This window comes from Paenibacillus sp. FSL H3-0310, from assembly GCF_038002785.1.
Taxonomy (GTDB): Bacteria; Bacillota; Bacilli; order Paenibacillales; family Paenibacillaceae; genus Paenibacillus_AQ; species Paenibacillus_AQ odorifer.
In genome coordinates, this window is sequence record NZ_JBBODC010000001.1 from 1,187,673 (window position 1) to 1,206,378 (window position 18,706).

Sequence of the window (18,706 nt, forward strand, 5' to 3'; positions counted from 1 at the left end):
TGAAGCTACATATTACAACATATTCAGGAACTAAATCCCAGTTTGCAGCGTCTAACTTATAAAGTTCTAGCAAACTACATTGGAGGAGAATGAATATGAGAGCTACACCCATAAACCGGACTATAAGGAAGGTTACACTTACCGCATTATGTATTTTGCTTGTATTGCTGAGTGGCAGGGTAATGGCGGAGCCGTCTCCGGCACAAAAGACAACCGCGGTATTCACAGCGGAGATGCAGAGTGCCTTGGAAGGGGCACAGAATGTGCTGCTGACGATACAGCCATTCCCGGACGAAGCAGCCGTAGGTTTCTTCAAGAATGGGCGCAGTCTGCCCAAGGGATATCTGGAGCAGACTGCCGATAAGATTCTGGAACAGCGGGGCAAGTTCACCAAGGTGGCAGAGCTAACTCGAACAGCGCTGGCTTACAGTGCTGCGGGGGGCAACATCAACAACATCGCTGGTATTGATCTTTATCCATTCCTGATGAATCATGACGGAATTGATTCGGAAGGGGCAGCAGCGGTAGCAGCCGCCTATATTACCTCGAAGAATTCCATTTCAAATTCATTGGAGCGGACAAACCGTTACCCCGATTTGTTGTTTTATCAGCTGCTTGATATGCAGCTAGCGGACGGCAGCTGGCCGCTGGCCGGGCAGAAGCAAGGAGATCTGGTAGCTACTGCCTGGGTACTAACCGCACTTGCTTCGGAAGTGAGTTCAGAACAAACAGCGCAGCCGATCGAGAAGGCTTTGTTGTGGCTTAAGAGCAAGCAGCAGCTAGACGGAGGGTTCGATGGTAAAACTGCGACGACAGCGCAGGTGATTGTTGCTTTATCCTCGCAGGGAGTCGATGCAGCAGATTTCACCAAGGAAGGCGGAGCCTCGCTGCTGGACCATTTGCTAGCGCGGAAGCTCCCGGGTGGCGGCTTTGCGCAGACAGCAGGCGGAGGAAACGATAGTCCCGCAACTGTGCAAGCCTATCTTGCCCTGACTTCCTATAAGCTGCTGTCCAAGCAGGCTGGCATGCTGTATAGCGGACTGCATCATGCTGGACTTGACCGGGCAACAATTCAGGTCGAAGGACCCGGTGGCACCGTTGCCGGGGGGCATATTGTTGGCGGAGATGCTGTGAAGGCAGCGGCAGCTTTTTTACAGGCGAAGGGTCTGGCGTATAAGCTGAATGCGGATGCAGCTAAACCGGCCTTCACAGCTATCGAGGGGATTCAGAACGGGCGATACAATGGACGCGGAGAATGGAAGATTGCTGTATTCAGCGGGGGCAGTGCATGGATGTATCCTGAGAATAGCCCGTACAGACTGACGATAGGCAATGGGGATCAGCTGCTTGTTTACTACGCGGACGATACAGAACTGCTTGACCGGATGGAAGTGAAATGGAAAGATAAAAACGGCCAGGAAATGGGTGGATACGCAAGCGCCAATATGCCGTTTTCCCTCCATATCACCAAGTCAAACGGTCAGCTGGGCGGTCTTCCGGCTTTCGGCGCTACTGTGACACTTCAAGGAAAAAGCGTAGTGGCTGACAGCACGGGAAAGGTGTCATTTGCCGGCATGAAGCCCGGTGTCTATCCTGTGCAAGTCACCAAATACCGTAAAGATGCCGCTCCAGCACTTTCCAAACGGACGTTTGCGCTGCATGTCTCTTCCCCGGAATTGGCCAGCTTTACGGATGCCAATAAAGTCGCAGCTTGGGCACGTTTGGATATCGCAACAGCGCTCAGCAGCGGATATATTCAGGGCGTGAGTGCCAGCGGAAATGTGCTGGCTCCTAAGCAGAAGCTGACCCGGGCTGAATTTCTGACCCTGCTGCTGCGGCTATTGCATGAGTTCCCCGATGCCAAGGCCACTTCTAGCTTTAAGGATGTTCCGGCGGACAAATGGTACAGCCGTACCATCGCCAAGGCTGAGGAGCTGGGCATTATCAGCTCTCCAACCGGTAAGTTCGAGCCGGACCGCGGTATTACGCGGGAAGAAGCGGCGGTTATGGTAACCAAAGCCGCCCGGTTGTCTACGTACGGCAGCCCGGACCGTGTGAAGTTTGCCGATACTTCCAGTTTGTCAGAGGCGAGCCGCCAGGCGATTCAGGCCGTGAATGAACATGAAGTAATGACCGGCAGCGGGGGCCGCTTCGATCCAAAGCAGATTCTGGTGCGTGAGCAGGCAGCGGCAATTTTAGTCAGACTGCAGAAATTAATCCCGGAAGCCTTCTATTAATGGAATAAACGTCCAGGGATATGATAAGCTTCAGATAGAGTTATCACATCCAGTGCAGAGGAGGCAAATCTATGAGCCGCTTGATCACAGGCAATATATATTATGGATTTCAGGTCGTTAATGAGGAATTTATCCGGGAGATCGATTCCGCCGTATTCACGATGGAACATCTGAAGAGCGGCGCCAGGCTGCTTTTCGTGCAGAATCAGGATGACAACAAGGTATTCAGCGTGAGCTTCAGGACCCCGCCTGAAGATAGTACAGGGGTCTTTCATATTTTGGAGCATTCTGTATTATGTGGTTCGGAGAAATATCCGGTGAAGGAACCTTTTGTAGAATTGCTAAAGGGTTCGATGCAGACATTCCTGAACGCATTTACGTTTGGGGATAAGACGATGTATCCGGTGGCGAGCCGGAATGAGCAGGATTTCTCCAATCTGATGGAGGTCTACCTGGATAGTGTTTTTCAGCCGAATATTTATAAGCAAAAGGAGATTTTTGAGCAAGAGGGCTGGCATTACGAGCTTCAGCAAACAGAAGCTGAGCTGATCTATAAAGGCGTGGTTTACAACGAGATGAAGGGTTCCTATTCCTCGCCGTTTACGGTACTGATGGACAGGATCAAAAAGTCGTTGTATCCAGACACGATTTACCGTCATTCTTCAGGTGGAGATCCGCAGGAGATTCCTGCGCTTACGTATGAGCAATTTCTTGAGGCGCACAGCAATTATTATCATCCGTCCAACAGTTATTTTTATCTGTACGGAGACGTCTCTATTGAAGAGAAGCTGCAATTTATAGACCAGGAATACCTTAGCCGTTATGAAAAAAACAGCTTTGATACCTCCATTCCCCTACAACAGCCTACCGGAATGACGGAGCTGGTAGCGGATTATCCGATTCTGGAAGCAGAAACGGCCGACGACAAAACTTATTTGAGTCTGAACTATGTAATTGGAACCTCTACGGATCGGGAACTGAATCTGGCTTTTGATATTTTGAAAAGCATGCTGATGGACAGCAATGCAGCTCCGCTTAAGCAAGCCCTGCTGGAAAGCGGTCTGGGTAAAGATGCCTTTGCTTTTTATTCCGACAGTATGGTTCAGCCGCTGCTTGGCATTACCCTGACACATTCGAACGCCTCCGCCAAAGATGCCTTCGTGGAGCTGGTGAAGACCACATTAAGCAGCTTGGTTAAGAACGGGCTGGATGAGAAGCTGGTGCTGGCGGCGGTCAACAGCAAGGAATTTGAGCTGCGGGAAGCGGACTTTAGCCGATATCCAAAGGGACTTACTTACAATATCGAAGTGATGAAGTCCTGGCTCTATGACGGTCAGCCGTCTACTCATATGCTTTATGAAGAGGTATTCACTACCATTCGGGAAAAGATAACGGATCGTTATTTTGAGAAGCTGATTGAGGTCTACTTACTGAACAGTGATCATTGCAGTCTGGTGGTGCTGAACCCGTCCAAGACGATTGCAGCCGACAAGGAAGCGAGCACCCAGCGTCAATTAAGTGAATACAAATCATCACAGCAACCAGACCAGCTGGAGCAGCTTGTGCAGAGTACACAGCATCTTCTGGCGCGGCAAGGTCGTGCAGATGCAACCGAGGATTTGCAGAAGCTGCCAAGTTTATCTCTACAGGACATTAACCGCAGTGCTGAACCTCAGGTGCCATCCCATGAATATAACCTTGAGGGTCTAAAGCTGATCCACCATGACGTATCTACTCAAAAGATTGCGTACTGCAAGTTTTATTGGGATACGAGTGTTGTGGCTCCTGAGCAAATTCCTTATCTTGTGCTGCTGGCAGAGGTATTGGGCCAAATGGAGACAGCTTCTTACAGCATTGAAGAGCTCACTAGTGAAATTGGGATCAAAACCGGAGGCATTCATTTCAAAAATGAGATCTTTGGCGCTGCAAAAGATACTGGGGCCAGTTATCAGCCTAAATTCACTGCGCAGGTTAAGGTGATGGCGGGGCATATTGGCGAATCGCTGGATCTGCTGCGTGAGATGCTCTATACCAGCGCGCTCGATAACTTGACGAAGCTACAGGAAATCGTCCGGCGGGAAGCCTCACAGATGGAATCCGTCCTGAATCAAAAAGGTAATGAAATCGCGGCCAGCCGCCTGATGTCTTATTTTTCGGACATGGGAGCGTATCAGGAACAACAGGGTGGCGTGGCCTATTACCGCTTTATCCGTGAGCTTGCCGAGAAGATCGATCAGCAGGGAGCTGAGGTGGCAGACACGCTGAAGGATATCTGTACGGTTTTATTCAATAAACAGAATTTAATCATCAGCGTGACGGGTACCCCTGATTTGTATGAAGAATTCGCCGCTAATGTAGCGAAGCTGGATATTCAGGATCGGCCAGTGGTGAATAAACCTAAGATTACGGCGCAGGGGCATGCGGATAATGAAGGTTTTATGTCTTCCAGCCAGGTGCAATATGTGGTTAAAGGCTACGACTTCAACAAGCTAGGATTTACGTATTCCGGCAAAATGCAGGTGCTCAAAAAAATCATGAGCCTCACCTATCTGTGGAATGCCGTGCGCGTGAAGGGCGGAGCTTATGGCGGCAGCCTGATGCTGCGCAGAGATGGGATATTGATGTTCACTTCCTACCGTGATCCCAATTTGCAGGAGACGCTGGAGGTTTATGATCAGGCGTACCGATTCACCGAAGGATATGAAGCGGATGCCGACGAGATGACCAAAGCAATTATCGGCACCCTGTCCATGTTGGACCAGCCGCTGAGCCCAAGCGCTCAGGGACGGCGGGCGGACCGGCATTATTTTGAACAGGTAACCGGGGCCGAGCTGCAGCAGGAACGGGATGAAATCTTGTCGACCACACCGGAAGACATCAGACAGTATGCCGATTTGCTTAAGGCTGTGACGGAACAAAATTATTTCACAGTTGTCGGCAATGAATCCAAGCTGAAATCAACAAAAGTCTTATTTGGAAACCTAGAAGAACTTGTGATGTAATTCTCTCTATAAACTCCTCTTCAGTACCTGTCTACTCGACAAGTGCTGGAGAGGAGTTTTTGTATTTAGTTAGAACCTTGACAGTTAGAGTTCTATCTATTATGATAATGATGTTACTTAGAGTTCTAACTAATCCGCAAGAGGAGGAAATAACAATGAACAAACCCGTGGTAGACACACCATTTTCTAATTTAATACGAGAGATTGGGATAAAAATAAAAGGTACAGCTGACACCAGGTTAAATGAGTTAGGTCTGAACTCACAACAAGGCCGCATGATCGGCTATATTTTTGAGAATCAAGCAGAAGGTGTTATTCAGAAGGATTTAGCGGAGGTCTTTAACAGGAAGGGGGCGAGCATTACCAGTATGCTTCAGGGGTTGGAGAAGAAAGGGTATATCCAGCGTGTCACTCCTGAAAATGATGAACGTCAAAAGAGTATTTTTGTATTGGAAAAAGGTGCTCTTTTAGTGGAAGAGTTCAATGAGATTTTCTCTGAGGTAGAAGCAAGCATTACTAAGGCGCTTAGTCCGGAAGAAACTGCAACCCTAAAGTCTTTACTTCAAAAAGTTAGTTCAAGTTTATAAACGTTCGGAGGTTCACTTATGACAAATGAGTTGTCAAATCAATATTATTTAGAGTCGGCGCCCATGAAAAAAGCGATCGCTCATTTATCGATTCCCATGATGATTGGGATGTCTGTGGGTACTATTTATAATGTAATCAATGCTTACTTCATCGGCTTATTACACAATACCAGTATGCTGACCGCAATCACGCTGGGCCTGCCTATTTTTACCGTTTTAATGGCTTTTGGAAATGTGCTGGGGGTAGGCGGAGGAACATTTATAACTCGCTTGGCGGGGCAAAAAGAGACGGAAAAAGGGAAAAAGGTTGCCGGATATACTTTTTACGGGAGTATTGTAGTGGGGCTTCTTATCGCGCTCATCGCTTGGTTAGCTATTAATCCGATCACGCGAATGCTTGGTGCAGATGCTGCTACCTTAGACTTTACGAAGTCTTATGTGCTCACTCTTTTTGCAGGCGGATTTGCTGTTGTGCTTAATTTTGCTTTGGAACAACTGGTCCGTTCGGAAGGTGCCTCGAAGGAATCGATGTATGGTATTTTTATCAGTACGGCTTTAAGTTTGATTTTTGATCCTTTATTTATTCTCGTGCTGAATTGGCATGTTGCCGGAGCTGCTTTGGCTATGGTTTTAGCAAATTTGGGCTCTGCCATTTATTATATTTACTTTTTGGAAACGAAAAGTGAGCATTTAAGAGGATTTTTGAAGCATTTCAAGATATCTGTACGAGATCAGCTTGAGGTTTATAAAATAGGTACAGCCGAGCTATTGCAAGCCAGTTTTTTAATTGTCAGCACGCTTTTGTTAAATAACTATTCCATTCAATATGGGGAGAGTGTGGTCGCCGGATTTGGTGTGGCTTTAAGAATTGTGCAGATTCCAGAATTTCTATCGATGGGTTTATTTTTGGGATTGATTCCGCTATTTGCTTTTAACTTTGCTAGTAAAAATACGGAGAGACTTAAATCCAGCATCAAATACGCTTTTGCATATATAGGCAGCATTGCAGTTGTTTTTGTGAGTCTAGTATATGTGTTTAGAGGAACGATTCTTCATTGGTTCTCAGGCGATCCTTCTGTGTTAAGCATGGGAACTTATATTTTGGCAGCGATGCTGATCTCCGCTTTATTTAATGGATTTACCGGATTATTTATGAGCATTTTTCAAGCAACAGGGCAAGGCACACCCACTACTATTATGGCGATAAGCCAAGGTGTATTATTTATACCGATGATTATCGTATTGCATTCTATTTTTGGCCTGCATGGTGTGATTTGGTCGATGACTGTGACTGAGGTAATAACGAGTGTGATGGGTGTGGTTTTGTTTATGATTTTTCGGAAAAAGCTGAATAGTGCGGGCGTTGATGGAAAAGGTGCTGTAGAGGTTACGCCGGTATAACGCGATTGCTTTATGTAAAACTCAATATGGATTTTGTTTACTGCGGGAGCTTGGCTCGCGCTTTTTTTGCGTTGTGCAAAAGAATATAAAACTGCTGGATCGGTAAAATTCGTTCCAAAATGAACAATTCTAGTTCTTATGAAGACTGCTTACTTTTTCTACAATTATGGATAAGTAAAGGAGGAGAACTATGATACGCAAAAAAAGGTTTCATCTTAACATGGACACACGCGAAGCGATGGCGGGATATCTATTCGTTGCTCCGCTTATGCTTGGGCTGATCATCTTGACGTTGATCCCGGTGCTGGGCTCACTGCTGTTAAGCTTCACGGACTGGAACTTTGTGGCTGGGTTAGGGGGGATTAAGTTCGCGGGCGTGGATAATTTCATCAGGCTGTTTCATGATGATGCTTTTATGAAAAGCTTGCTGAACAATTTGCTCTTTATTATCACAGTACCGGTTACGATCATCGTTGCCCTGCTGCTGGCTATCCTGATTGATAAACAGGTTTTTCTGAAGGATTTGTTTAAAGTGATTTATTTCCTTCCGTACATTTCCAGTGTAGTTGCCATCGCTATGGTTTGGCAGGTTATGTTTCACCCTTCACTGGGACCCGTCAATCAATTCCTGATGTCACTGGGGTGGAACAACCCACCCAAATGGTTAGCGGATATCCATTATGCTCTGCCGTCGCTGATGTTGATTCAAGTCTGGATTCAGCTCGGTTACAACATTATTATTTTTATTGCAGGTTTACAGAGTATTCCTAAGGATCTTTATGAAGCGGCTGATATTGATGGTGCCAACGTCTGGCGCAAATTCCGCAACATCACGGTTCCCTGCATTTCGCCAACTACCTTTTTCCTGCTGGTAACAGGGGTTATCGGCTCATTTAAAATCTTTGATCTGATACAAGTATTGACCCAGGGTGGACCGGCTAACTCCACGACCGTTATCGTCTACGAGTTATATGATACAGCCTTCAATCAGCTGAAGACGGGTTACGCCTCTAGCATGGCACTCGTTCTGTTCCTTATTTGCCTGATCATTACAGCCTTGCAGATGTTGGCGCAAAAAAAATGGGTCAACTATTAAAGGCGGAAAGGAGAAATTACAGTGAAAAAAGAGCTTTTATCCAGAACCTTCTGGACCATCGCCATGGGACTGCTAGGTATCGCATTTCTTTTACCATTCCTATGGATGTTATCCACTTCCTTTAAGCTGGAGAAAGATGTGTTTAACTTTCCGATTCAATGGTTGCCACAGCAGTGGAACCTCATTGAAAATTATAAACAGGTGTGGTCGGGTGACTTTGCTCGCTATTATGGAAATTCCATTTATATTACGCTGGCTACGACTATAATTAATGTGCTGATATGCGCACTTGCTGCTTATGGGTTCTCCAAGCTGCGTTTTCCGGGCAGGGATGCGATGTTTATAGTTGTATTGGCACTTTATATGGTTCCTCCGCAGGCATCGTTGGTTCCACAGTTTCTACTGTTTAACTGGCTGAATTTGATTGACACACATTTGGGATTAATCCTGATTAACAGCTTTAGTATTATTGGAGCGTTTATGCTCAAGCAATTTTTTATGGGGGTAAACAACGAGTATCTTGAATCGGCGCGGATGGATGGAGCAGGGCATTTTCGCTCTTTTCTACAGATTGCCTTTCCGCTGATCCGTCCCGCTGTAGCTACTTATGCTATTTTGCGCTTTATTTGGACCTGGAACGACTATCAATATCCACTCATTTTTTTGAAATCCAAGGAGCTGTTCACGATTCAGCTGGGGATCCGGTTGTTCGGGGACCAATACGGGGATGTCTATTCACTCATGATGGCTGGTGCGGTATCTGCAATCCTGCCGTTGCTGATCATTTTTGCACTCGGACAGAAGCAGGTTATTGAGGGAATTGCCCTCGGAGGTGTGAAAGGATAATAAAAGTCAAAATAGTTTCTCTTCGGTAGAATATGAGAACTTTCCTCGTCAATCCTGCATGTTAGGATATTCTTGTAAGCAGTTACATAGTCACTGGTTGTTAAGCGAGTGATGCCCAACACATTTATAGGAGGGTCTAAATGAAAAAGAAATTATTATCTGCATTCATCATCACATCGATGGCGTTATCATTGGCCGCTTGCGGCGGAAATGCGAAAACCAATAATGCAGGAGCGACTAATGCACCCGATGCTGGTGGAAATTCAAAGCCTGCAGCAGAGAAGGTTACCCTGAAGCTGAGCACCTGGCAGACAGAAGCCAAAGCGAAATGGAGCACGATTATCGCGGAGTTTGAGAAGACGCATCCCGATATTCATGTGGAAGTAGATTTGCTGAATGAAAAAGGTGATTCGGTTGCCTCTATGCAGAAGCTGGATTTGATGGCGGCTGCGAGCGATCCGCTGGATATTGTCGAACTGCCTTATACCAACTATTCACAGCGTGCAGATATCGGTTTGTTGGAACCGATGGATGACTATATTCAGAAGGAAGGTTATAAGCTCGCAGATGAATATCTGGTGGACACTACGGTCAATGGCAAAATCTATGCATTACCGTCTTCCATGCAGCGCTGGTTCGTGCTCCTTAACAAAGAAATGTTAGATGAGGCGGGCCTTCCGGTTCCGACCGACTGGACATGGGCGGATTTCGAAGAGTATGCCAAGAAATTGACCAGGGGTGAGGGCGCAACGAAACGTTTTGGCGCATATCTGCATAATTGGCCGGATTATTTCCAGCTCCAGCTGATGAGCAAGTCTACGGATAATACTTTTCTAAAAGCTGATGGAACCTCCAATGCACTTGACCCGCAATTTAAGGCTAACCTGCAGATGATGAAGAAAATGATGTACGAAGATAAGAGTGCCACTCCTTATGAGGATATTATTTCGCAAAAACTAGCCTACCGGAATCAGTATTTTAACGGTTTAGCAGCGATGCTTCCGATGGGCGACTGGATGGTTGCGGAATCGGGTGGAACGGATGCCATTCCGGCAACCTTTGTTACCGCGTTTGCGCCGATCCCCCGTCTTGACAGTGAGAGCAAACATTACTCACCCGTACAGCCGACCTACATGGGAATAGCCGCTAAATCCAAGCATAAGGAGGCTGCCTATACCTTTGTGCGCTGGTATACCTCAGAAGGACTGGAAATCGGTGGACGCGTTTTCTCTGGCTGGGCCAAATCGGATACGAATAAATTAGTGGATACAATTGTGAGTGGTTCTAAGGATTCCTCTAAGATTGATGTAGATTCTCTGAAATATACGATGGAGAACTCGACACCTGGTGCAACGCAGGTTCCGGCTAAATATGCGGATGAAGCTAAGAACAACGTTATTCCAGAAGCGGAGATGTATCTCCTTGGCCAACAGGATCTGGATGTCACAGTTGCCAATATCGATAAAAAAATAACGGAAGTTGTTCAGAACAATAGCGGAAAGTAAGCGGAGGCTGATTGTACGCTTTTCAAAGGGGGCTTATAATGTGGGGGCAGGAAAGCATTTCTGCCTCCTGCTCCAAATTCAAACAGATGTGGGGCCTGTAATCCGTGTTTAGAAAGCATCAATCCCTCCGTAAGAAACTTGTCTGGTCATCGCTGATCTGCGTGCTGATCCCGCTTGTCTGCATTTACATGGTTACAGATTATTTGACCCGGGATCTCATTCTGGAGAAAGCGGTTGGTAGCGCAAGAGAATCTTTAAATGCAGCCAGCGCCAATATGAATGCCATATTTGAACAGACACTGGAACAGTCCAACTTTGTGCTCCAGAACAGCGAGATCAGGCAGATGATGTCTGCCGATTCAGAGTCGCTCCGTGCACCAAAGCAAATCATTCAGTATAACCGTATGTCGCGGATGCTGGATGATATGTTTGTTTTAACAGAATATTTGAAGGTGACGTTAATCGGAAAAAATGGTTTGATTTATACCAGCTATCCTTACAGTGACTTTAACCCGAAAAATTTCTACAACAAAAATTGGACATCGTTGCTGAAACAAATTCAACCCATTTCGACTTATTGGAGAGCGGAGCACGATACGTACTACAATTATTCTGATAAAGGCTCAGCTGATTGGGTAACCATTGCGAGGCCGATTCAATCGACCTCCAGCAGTACCATCGGATATTTAATTATTAATATCAATGAGCGTAAGCTCCGTCCTTATCTAAATAACGATAATGATAAAGAGATGATGCTATTGGATGACAAGGGAACTGTAGTTTCCCATGCTGACAAGGCCCGAATCGGAGAGACGATGACGTGGTTGAAAATGGATGGCGAGCTTGACACTGTGGAAATCGACGGAGAGAAGTTTTTATATGTTGATCAGGAGCTGAGCAGTAACAAATGGCGGATGGTCAGCATTATTCCGCTGAAGGCAGCCTTGTCGAAAAATAAGCAGATTTTATTTATCAGCCTGGCGGTGCAGATTCTTTTCTTTACCTTGTTTTCCGTTCTCTTAACCGTTCTAATCTCAAAGCTGACTCAGCCAATCGTAAAATTAAGCGCTTTTGTAAAGCGAATAGGTCGTGGTCAGTTGGATGAACGTTCGTTCATTCGAGGGAATAATGAGGCAGCACAGCTCGCCCGCACTATTGACCAGATGCTGGATCGGATCGAGTCTATGATTGAACAAATCACTTATGAACAGACGGGAAAAAGAAAAGCCGAACTAGAGATGCTGCAAGCGCAGATCAATCCACATTTTATGTTTAATCTGCTGAATTCGATTCGCTTAAATATCCTGATGCAAGGCGATCGGGAGAATGCTGAGTTGATTGGTTCCCTGTCGTCTTTGCTCCGGATGACCTTTAACAGGGACAATGAGTTTATCCCGCTTCGTGAGGAGACAGATACGATATCGCATTATGTCACTTTAATGAATTTCCGCCATGCCAATCAGGTCAGGCTGGAAATGAATTTAGCGGACGGGAGCGCTGAAGCACTGGTGCCTCGATTTATGATTCAACCCATGATCGAGAATGCCATCATCCATGGCTTCGAGCAGTTTGGTGGCGAGATTTTTATTGAAGCTCGTATTGTTGCAACTACGGAAAGCTTGGTTATCACCATTAAGGATAATGGGATCGGGATGTCGCCGGAAACTTTAACAAGACTTCGTGAAACCGCATACAGCAGCGAACAAATTACAGAGGAGGACAGAAAAGGGTTCTCCGGCATAGGTTTACGCAATGTGGCCCAACGCCTCAGTATGATTTATGGCGCTTCTTTTAAGCTGAATATTCAAAGTGAACCTGATGTGGGCACAGAGATTTGTCTGGAGTTTCCTCTGGATTACGGAAAGGTGGGTGTGGAGAATGCTGACGGCAATATTGGTGGATGATGACTATCCGGTTATCCGTTATTTGTCGCAGGCCGTACCTTGGAGTGAGCTCGGTATTGAACTCATCGGATGTTATTATAGCGGTCTCGAGGCTTGGGAAAAAGCACAGCAGAGTCCACCAGATCTTATTATTACCGATATTGGCATGCCCAAGATGAACGGGCTGGAGATGCTGGAGCTATTCAGAGCTGTGCAGCCCGGAATCCGTGCGATTATTCTCTCCTGCCACAACGAATTCAAATACGCCCAGCAAGCGCTGAAATTAAACGTAGGAGAATATATTTTAAAAGAATCACTGGATATTGAGCAGTTACAGCAAGCGATTAGAACCCTTGTGGCGGAAGTGGGACTGAATAGGCAGCAGCATACAGAGATGCTGGTTTATAAGCAAAAGCAGTCTCAAAATCGCGCCGCGCTGAAGGAAAAGTTTCTAAAAGATACCTTGTATCAATCCTGGGATAAGGGGGCTTGGATCGAGCAGGCCCGATCAAACGGAATTATGATCCATGCCAAAAACTATATCCCGCTGGTTATTGTAATTGATCGTCCAGAGGAAGCTTCAAGGGTGCGCCGGATGAGTGAATATACAATTTCTTTTGCGGTTGAGAATATTATGCAGGAAGTGCTTGAGGCTGATCACAGTCTGTTTATTTCGAGATACAGCCATAAGGAGATTGTCATTCTCTTTTGCAGCGACCAGCCTTCCAAAGATCACCAGGCTATCTATCACTCTATTCAAAATGCAGCCTCTGCGGTTCAAAAATATCTTAAACTGTCTGTCTCTTGCTTATTTGGCGCTGAGGCGCGCAGTCCTGAGGAAATTCGTGGAACATTGCAGCGGATGCTGAGGGAGAAAATACAGCGCTTTTATCTCCCTGCGGCGGGAATCCACCGTTTTGAAGAAGTCTGCTTTTCCGGAGAAGATATTTATGCTGAATATGGAACCTTGTACGCTGTTATCAATGATGATATTGCCTTGAACAGGAACACGGAGCTTCGCGTTCATGTAAAGGAATGGAGGGAATGGGTGGCCTCGCAAAAATTCCATCCGAATGAAGTCAAGGAATGTGTGCTTCGCTTGCTGATGGACTTGCAGATGAAGACGAAACAGCTTCTGCAATCTCCATTGCCTATAACCGAAGAAAAGCTTTTTAGCGTGGTTGGTGACATTGAAACTCTGGAGCATTTGGAACAATGGCTGGTGCAGTACTTGGAGGAATTAGCGCGGAAAATAAGTATGTTCTCCATCAAGTCTAAACGGAGTGAGGTCATCAAAGCCCAGCAGTTCGTGATTAGTCATGTGACGGAGAAAATAACGCTGGAGGACATGGCAGGCCGGCTTAACTTAAATGCCAGTTATTTCAGCCGCTTATTCAAACGGGAAACAAACCAGAACTTCATTGAATATGTAAATATGCTAAAGCTTCAGAAGGCAAAGGAGCTGCTTAACCAATCTGAAAAGACAGTGGAAGAGATCTCCGAGTATCTGGGATATGCCAACAAAAGTTATTTCATCAAGCTGTTTAAACGGGAAATGGGCATGAGGCCTAGTGAATATGCCACTTGGCATTGAGTGTGGACAGGAGGAAACATTGCTGTGGGAATAAAGGGCACTAAAAATGAATTACAGATGTTCCTAAATGAACTATATACTCCACTGGAGCGCAGATTTACCTCTGGTTGTGCAGGAATTAATATGGGCGCTACAGGATCGATTTACAATGAAGCTACAGCGCTTATGGAAGCTTTCGCCCGTCCTCTATGGGGCCTTGTTCCCCATGCCAGCGGTGGAGGGGAAAGTGCTCTCTGGCCGATGTTTCTGGAAGGGATCATCAACGGAACAGACCCGGAGCATGAAGAATATTGGGGGCAATTTACTACCAAAGATCAGCGTATGGTAGAGCAGGCCGTGTTGGGACTGGGGCTTGCTCTTGCACCACATAAAATGTGGGAGCCGCTGAGCGACACGCAGAAAATGAATGTATATAACTGGCTAAATCAGATTAATCATGTGGATCGTTCCAATCCGAATAACTGGCTGATGTTCACGGTTCTTGTGAATGTGGGCTTCAAGAAAGTCGGATTACCTTATGATCAGAGCATAATGGATGATTATCTAGCGCAGATCGATAATTACTATCTTGGTGACGGTTGGTATTCCGATGGATTGACCGATCAGAGGGACTATTATATTGCTTTTGCTATGCATTATTATACGCTGATATACGCTAAGCTGATGGCGGATGATGATCCTCAGAGAGCTGCTGTTTATCGGGAAAGATCCGCACGATTTGCCGAGGATTTCATTTATTGGTTCGCTGAGGACGGAAGCGCACTTCCTTTTGGTCGTAGCCTGACCTATCGTTTTGCACAGGTTTCATTCTGGAGTGCGCTGGTGTATGCAGATATGGTTCCTTTTTCATATGGCGTTCTTAAAGGAATCATTATGCGCCATTTTCGTTGGTGGTTTGAACAACCTATTATGGGATTAGACGGACTGCTTAGCATCGGATATGCTTATCCGAATCTAGTCATGACAGAGAACTACAACGCCCCCGGATCTCCGTATTGGGCCTTTAAAGCTATGCTTATTCTTGCCTTGCCAGATGATCATCCTTTTTGGCAGGCGGAGGAAGAGCCGTTGCCTATTTTGAAAGAGGTACGGGCTCTCCAAGAGGCGCGAATGCTTGTGAGTCGTCCGGAAGGAAACAGGCATGTTATTGCCTATACCTCTGGCCAGATGGCTAACTTTGATATGGCCCATAGTGCAGCCAAATATTCTAAATTTGCATATTCCACTCTGTTTGGCTTTAGTGTCCCGAAAGCGGGTTACGGGTTGGTTCAAGGCGCTTACGATTCTACACTCGCACTATGCGAATGTGATGAACACTATCGGGTACGCAGATTCTGCGAGACCTGGGAAATCGGGGACAGCTATGTATATTCCCGCTGGCATCCCTGGAGTGATGTACATGTGGAGACATGGATTATTCCGGCTGGTCTATGGCATGTTCGTGTTCACAGCATTCATACTGCCCGGCGGCTGGATGTATCGGAGGGTGGATTTGCCATTGGCCAGTCAGCTGGCTTCTCGCACAGTGAACGGGAAATCATTAAGGTATCGAACACTGCTGTTTCGGTGCAGCTGCCCTGGGGAATCAGTGCCATACATAGGCTAAGCGGCTTTGATCGGGGAGAGTGCGTATATCCCGAGCCAAATACCAATCTGCTGAAGCCGCGGACACTTCTTCCGAGCTTGTGCTCCAGACTGGAACCGGGAGATCAAGTATTGATATCTGCTGTCTTCGGAGCGACGAATACTCCGGAGAACCAGGCAAGTCTTGCTTCACCGCCGCTTATTCAATGGCACTCGGACGGAAGGGTTGCTGTATACGAACCTAGTAACGATACACTTTTGCATACTGTTGATTTAAGGGGAGGGAGAAACAAAGATGTGGAATAAGGCTATTGAGGATGCGATTCACAAAGTTGGGAGCAATATGGCTAACCATCCGGGCAAACTGCCTCATATCGCTGAGGGGCAACAGTACGAATGGGGAGACAACGACGACTGGATAGAGGGTTTCTATGTTGGGATGATGTGGCTTGCTTATGAATATAGTAAGGATTCATGCTATAAGGAGGCGGCAGCCTCTTGGTTAGGGGACTTCAAGCATCGTCTGGATCAGCACATCGCCCTGGACCATCATGACATTGGTTTCTTGTATACACTGACCGCAGTAGCGGAGTGGAAAATAACGGGCAGCGAAGCGGCGCGAGCTGTCGGTCTGCAAGCTGCGGACACGCTGTGCAAGCGCTGGCGTGAACTAGCAGGGATTCTTCAGGCCTGGGGACTGGAGAGTGACCCGGAGAATGCGGGACGTATCATTATTGACTGCTTGATGAATTTACCTCTATTATTCTGGGCAGCTGAGGAAACAGGAGATAAGCGCTATTATGAAATAGCGCTCGAACATGCGTTTAAGAGCCGGAAATTTCTTGTGCGTGGGGATGCCTCCTCTTACCATACTTTTTATTTTGATCCGGCTACCGGAAATGCAATTCGTGGAGGAACACATCAAGGTTATGAGGACGGATCGACCTGGACACGTGGTCAAGCTTGGGGAATATACGGTTTTGCTCTGGCGTATCGCTATACGCAGAATGAGGATTTTCTTAAGACTTCTAAGAGCCTAGCGGATTATTTTATCAGCCATCTACCGGAGGATAGTGTGGCTTATTGGGATTTCGATGTGCCAGTGGGAGCGGAGACCCCTCGCGACAGCTCGGCTTCGGCGATTGCGGCAGCCGGTCTTTTGGAACTGCTCGATCACCTAGGCGTAGACGATCCGGACCGAGCCATTTATGAAGTTGCTTTACACCGTAGCATGAAATCTCTAGTGGAACATTATGCGACATCTGGAAATCCGGAAGCAGAGGGACTTCTAAAGCATGGTTCTTATCATGTGAGAGGTGGACGTGTGCCTGATGGTCATATGATTTGGGGAGATTATTATTATATGGAAGCGCTGATCCGCTTGCAGACCGGCATCCGAGGCTATTGGTAGTGGGATGTTAGGGTGGGGCAAGGTTTATCCTATAGAACAAGGAAACTGCTAAGACTAATCTCTTAGCGGTTTTTTTTGTGGACTACTATACAAGAGTTTTAAAACGTAGTTATTTACTTGGAATAGTATGAATAAAATCATATCACCACGCGTAAGGTTTAATGTAAGATTTTGATAATTATTAGAAATTAAGAAAAGGGGATCGGGTTACTCAGATATGAATTTAGACTGGGAGTTTATCTACGAGAGTTTGCCGCTTTATGGTGAGGCGATGTGGCTGACAGTGAAGCTAGCGTTGTTAGCTATTGTATTCTCACTCCTTATTGGATTACTGTTCAGTATCGTCTTGTACTATAAGGTCAAAATCGTCAGTGATGTTATTAAGATCTACATTGAGCTTTCACGGAACACCCCTTTACTTGTGCAGCTCTTTTTTCTTTACTATGGCTTACCTAAGATCGGAATTCACTTTAGTGAAATGACCTGTGCGATTGTAGGCATGACATTTTTGGGCGGGAGCTATATGACGGAGGCTTTTCGAAGTGGGTTCGAGGCAGTTAGCCAATCGCAGATTGAATCAGGTCAGAGCATTGGACTGTCTAAGCTGCAGCTGGTCAGATATGTTATTTTTCCCCAAGCTTTTGCGATAAGTATTCCTTCTTTAGGGGCAAATGCGATCTTTCTGCTGAAGGAGACCTCTATTGTAGGTGCCATTGCTTTAATGGATTTGATGAATGTGGCAAAAGACTTGATCGGCATGCATTACAAAACAGCGGAGTCTCTGCTCCTTCTGGTACTCGCCTATTTGGTGTTAGTCCTGCCCTTATCGCTTTTATTGACTTGGGTGGAAAGGAAGGTGAGATATGCAGAATTCGGGGATTGAGGTGCTTTTTGAAGGTTCTAATTTCGAACGATTATTAGGGGGCTTACTTGTAACGATTGAAATTTCATTTCTCTCTATTGGAATCGGTACGTTATTAGGGATCGTTATGGGATTGCTCCGGACGCTGGGATCGAGGCCATTAAGGTTTATATTACGTCTTTATTTGGAGACCTTTAGAATTATTCCGATTCTAGTGTGGCTGTATGTAGTACATTTCAGTTTCTCTCCATTACTTCATATCGATATCAGCGGGGAGGCTACCTCTATATTGGTGTTCAGCTTATGGGGAGCTGCGGAAATTGGCGATCTTGTTCGTGGAGCTTTGCAATCTATGCCAAAACATCAGGTGGAATCTGCCAGGGCGCTAGGTCTGAGCAGCAGTCAACTTTATCGGCATATTTTGATCCCGCAGGCTGTACGCAGATTGCTGCCGGGAATGATTAATCTTGCCACACGAATGATCAAGACAACATCACTGGTGGTGCTGATTGGAGTGATTGAGGTGGTAAAGATCGGGCAGCAGATCATTGAACTCGGCGTAATAAAAGCGCCCACCGCTTCATTCTGGGTATACGGCTTTATCTTTATATTATATTTTTCTGTATGTTTTCCGTTATCCAGACTTTCGAAAAAAGTAGAAAGCAGATGGCAAAATTAAGGCTTAGGAAGGAACGGTT

Annotated in this window: 13 protein-coding genes; all 13 read left to right on the forward strand. The window is 46.1% G+C overall.

The annotated features are described in order from the left end of the window. Positions 1-95 precede the first annotated feature (95 nt). A complete protein-coding gene (locus tag MHH63_RS05280) occupies positions 96-2,237 on the forward strand; it encodes an S-layer homology domain-containing protein (RefSeq protein ID WP_340010923.1) in 2,142 nt (713 codons plus the stop codon). A 71-nt stretch (positions 2,238-2,308) separates the two neighbouring features. Next, positions 2,309-5,239, forward strand: a complete 2,931-nt coding sequence (locus MHH63_RS05285; protein WP_076279226.1) for an insulinase family protein — start codon at positions 2,309-2,311, stop codon at positions 5,237-5,239. 155 nt (positions 5,240-5,394) lie between these two features. After that, positions 5,395-5,826 (forward strand): MarR family winged helix-turn-helix transcriptional regulator, encoded by a 432-nt coding sequence (locus tag MHH63_RS05290; protein ID WP_036683144.1) that lies wholly within the window; start codon positions 5,395-5,397, stop codon positions 5,824-5,826. An 18-nt stretch (positions 5,827-5,844) separates the two neighbouring features. After that, complete coding sequence (locus MHH63_RS05295) at positions 5,845-7,227, forward strand: MATE family efflux transporter (protein WP_076279225.1); 1,383 nt, start codon at positions 5,845-5,847, stop codon at positions 7,225-7,227. Between the two features lie 190 nt (positions 7,228-7,417). Continuing rightward, on the forward strand, positions 7,418-8,323 hold the full coding sequence (locus tag MHH63_RS05300; RefSeq protein WP_036683142.1) for a carbohydrate ABC transporter permease: 906 nt from the start codon (positions 7,418-7,420) through the stop codon (positions 8,321-8,323). A 63-nt stretch (positions 8,324-8,386) separates the two neighbouring features. Next, the gene (locus MHH63_RS05305; protein ID WP_052097522.1) at positions 8,387-9,169 is read left to right on the forward strand and encodes a carbohydrate ABC transporter permease; all 783 of its coding nucleotides are present in this window, start codon (positions 8,387-8,389) and stop codon (positions 9,167-9,169) included. 140 nt (positions 9,170-9,309) lie between these two features. Next, a complete protein-coding gene (locus tag MHH63_RS05310) occupies positions 9,310-10,674 on the forward strand; it encodes an ABC transporter substrate-binding protein (RefSeq protein ID WP_076308175.1) in 1,365 nt (454 codons plus the stop codon). Positions 10,675-10,778: 104 nt separating this feature from the next. Further along, on the forward strand, positions 10,779-12,578 hold the full coding sequence (locus MHH63_RS05315; protein ID WP_076308174.1) for a cache domain-containing sensor histidine kinase: 1,800 nt from the start codon (positions 10,779-10,781) through the stop codon (positions 12,576-12,578). After that, complete coding sequence (locus MHH63_RS05320; protein WP_340397063.1) at positions 12,553-14,151, forward strand: response regulator transcription factor; 1,599 nt, start codon at positions 12,553-12,555, stop codon at positions 14,149-14,151. Before MHH63_RS05315 ends, MHH63_RS05320 begins: the two co-directional genes overlap by 26 nt. A gap of 24 nt (positions 14,152-14,175) precedes the next feature. Beyond that, entirely contained in the window at positions 14,176-16,041 is a 1,866-nt protein-coding gene (locus tag MHH63_RS05325; protein WP_339244394.1) for a DUF2264 domain-containing protein, read from the forward strand. Next, positions 16,031-17,146, forward strand: a complete 1,116-nt coding sequence (locus tag MHH63_RS05330; RefSeq protein WP_076308172.1) for a glycoside hydrolase family 88 protein — start codon at positions 16,031-16,033, stop codon at positions 17,144-17,146. Before MHH63_RS05325 ends, MHH63_RS05330 begins: the two co-directional genes overlap by 11 nt. A 217-nt stretch (positions 17,147-17,363) precedes the next feature. Further along, positions 17,364-18,029, forward strand: a complete 666-nt coding sequence (locus MHH63_RS05335; RefSeq protein ID WP_076186917.1) for an amino acid ABC transporter permease — start codon at positions 17,364-17,366, stop codon at positions 18,027-18,029. Next, on the forward strand, positions 18,010-18,687 hold the full coding sequence (locus MHH63_RS05340; RefSeq protein WP_341171293.1) for an amino acid ABC transporter permease: 678 nt from the start codon (positions 18,010-18,012) through the stop codon (positions 18,685-18,687). Before MHH63_RS05335 ends, MHH63_RS05340 begins: the two co-directional genes overlap by 20 nt. The last annotated feature ends 19 nt before the right edge of the window (positions 18,688-18,706 follow it).

Coding starts and splice junctions, on each gene's coding strand:
- MHH63_RS05280 (WP_340010923.1), top strand. CDS start 96: ATGAGAGCTACACCCATAAACCGGACTATAAGGAAGGTTACACTTACC.
- MHH63_RS05310 (WP_076308175.1), top strand. CDS start 9,310: ATGAAAAAGAAATTATTATCTGCATTCATCATCACATCGATGGCGTTA.
- MHH63_RS05295 (WP_076279225.1), top strand. CDS start 5,845: ATGACAAATGAGTTGTCAAATCAATATTATTTAGAGTCGGCGCCCATG.
- MHH63_RS05285 (WP_076279226.1), top strand. CDS start 2,309: ATGAGCCGCTTGATCACAGGCAATATATATTATGGATTTCAGGTCGTT.
- MHH63_RS05330 (WP_076308172.1), top strand. CDS start 16,031: ATGTGGAATAAGGCTATTGAGGATGCGATTCACAAAGTTGGGAGCAAT.
- MHH63_RS05305 (WP_052097522.1), top strand. CDS start 8,387: ATGGGACTGCTAGGTATCGCATTTCTTTTACCATTCCTATGGATGTTA.
- MHH63_RS05320 (WP_340397063.1), top strand. CDS start 12,553: ATGCTGACGGCAATATTGGTGGATGATGACTATCCGGTTATCCGTTAT.
- MHH63_RS05340 (WP_341171293.1), top strand. CDS start 18,010: ATGCAGAATTCGGGGATTGAGGTGCTTTTTGAAGGTTCTAATTTCGAA.
- MHH63_RS05290 (WP_036683144.1), top strand. CDS start 5,395: ATGAACAAACCCGTGGTAGACACACCATTTTCTAATTTAATACGAGAG.
- MHH63_RS05335 (WP_076186917.1), top strand. CDS start 17,364: ATGAATTTAGACTGGGAGTTTATCTACGAGAGTTTGCCGCTTTATGGT.
- MHH63_RS05300 (WP_036683142.1), top strand. CDS start 7,418: ATGATACGCAAAAAAAGGTTTCATCTTAACATGGACACACGCGAAGCG.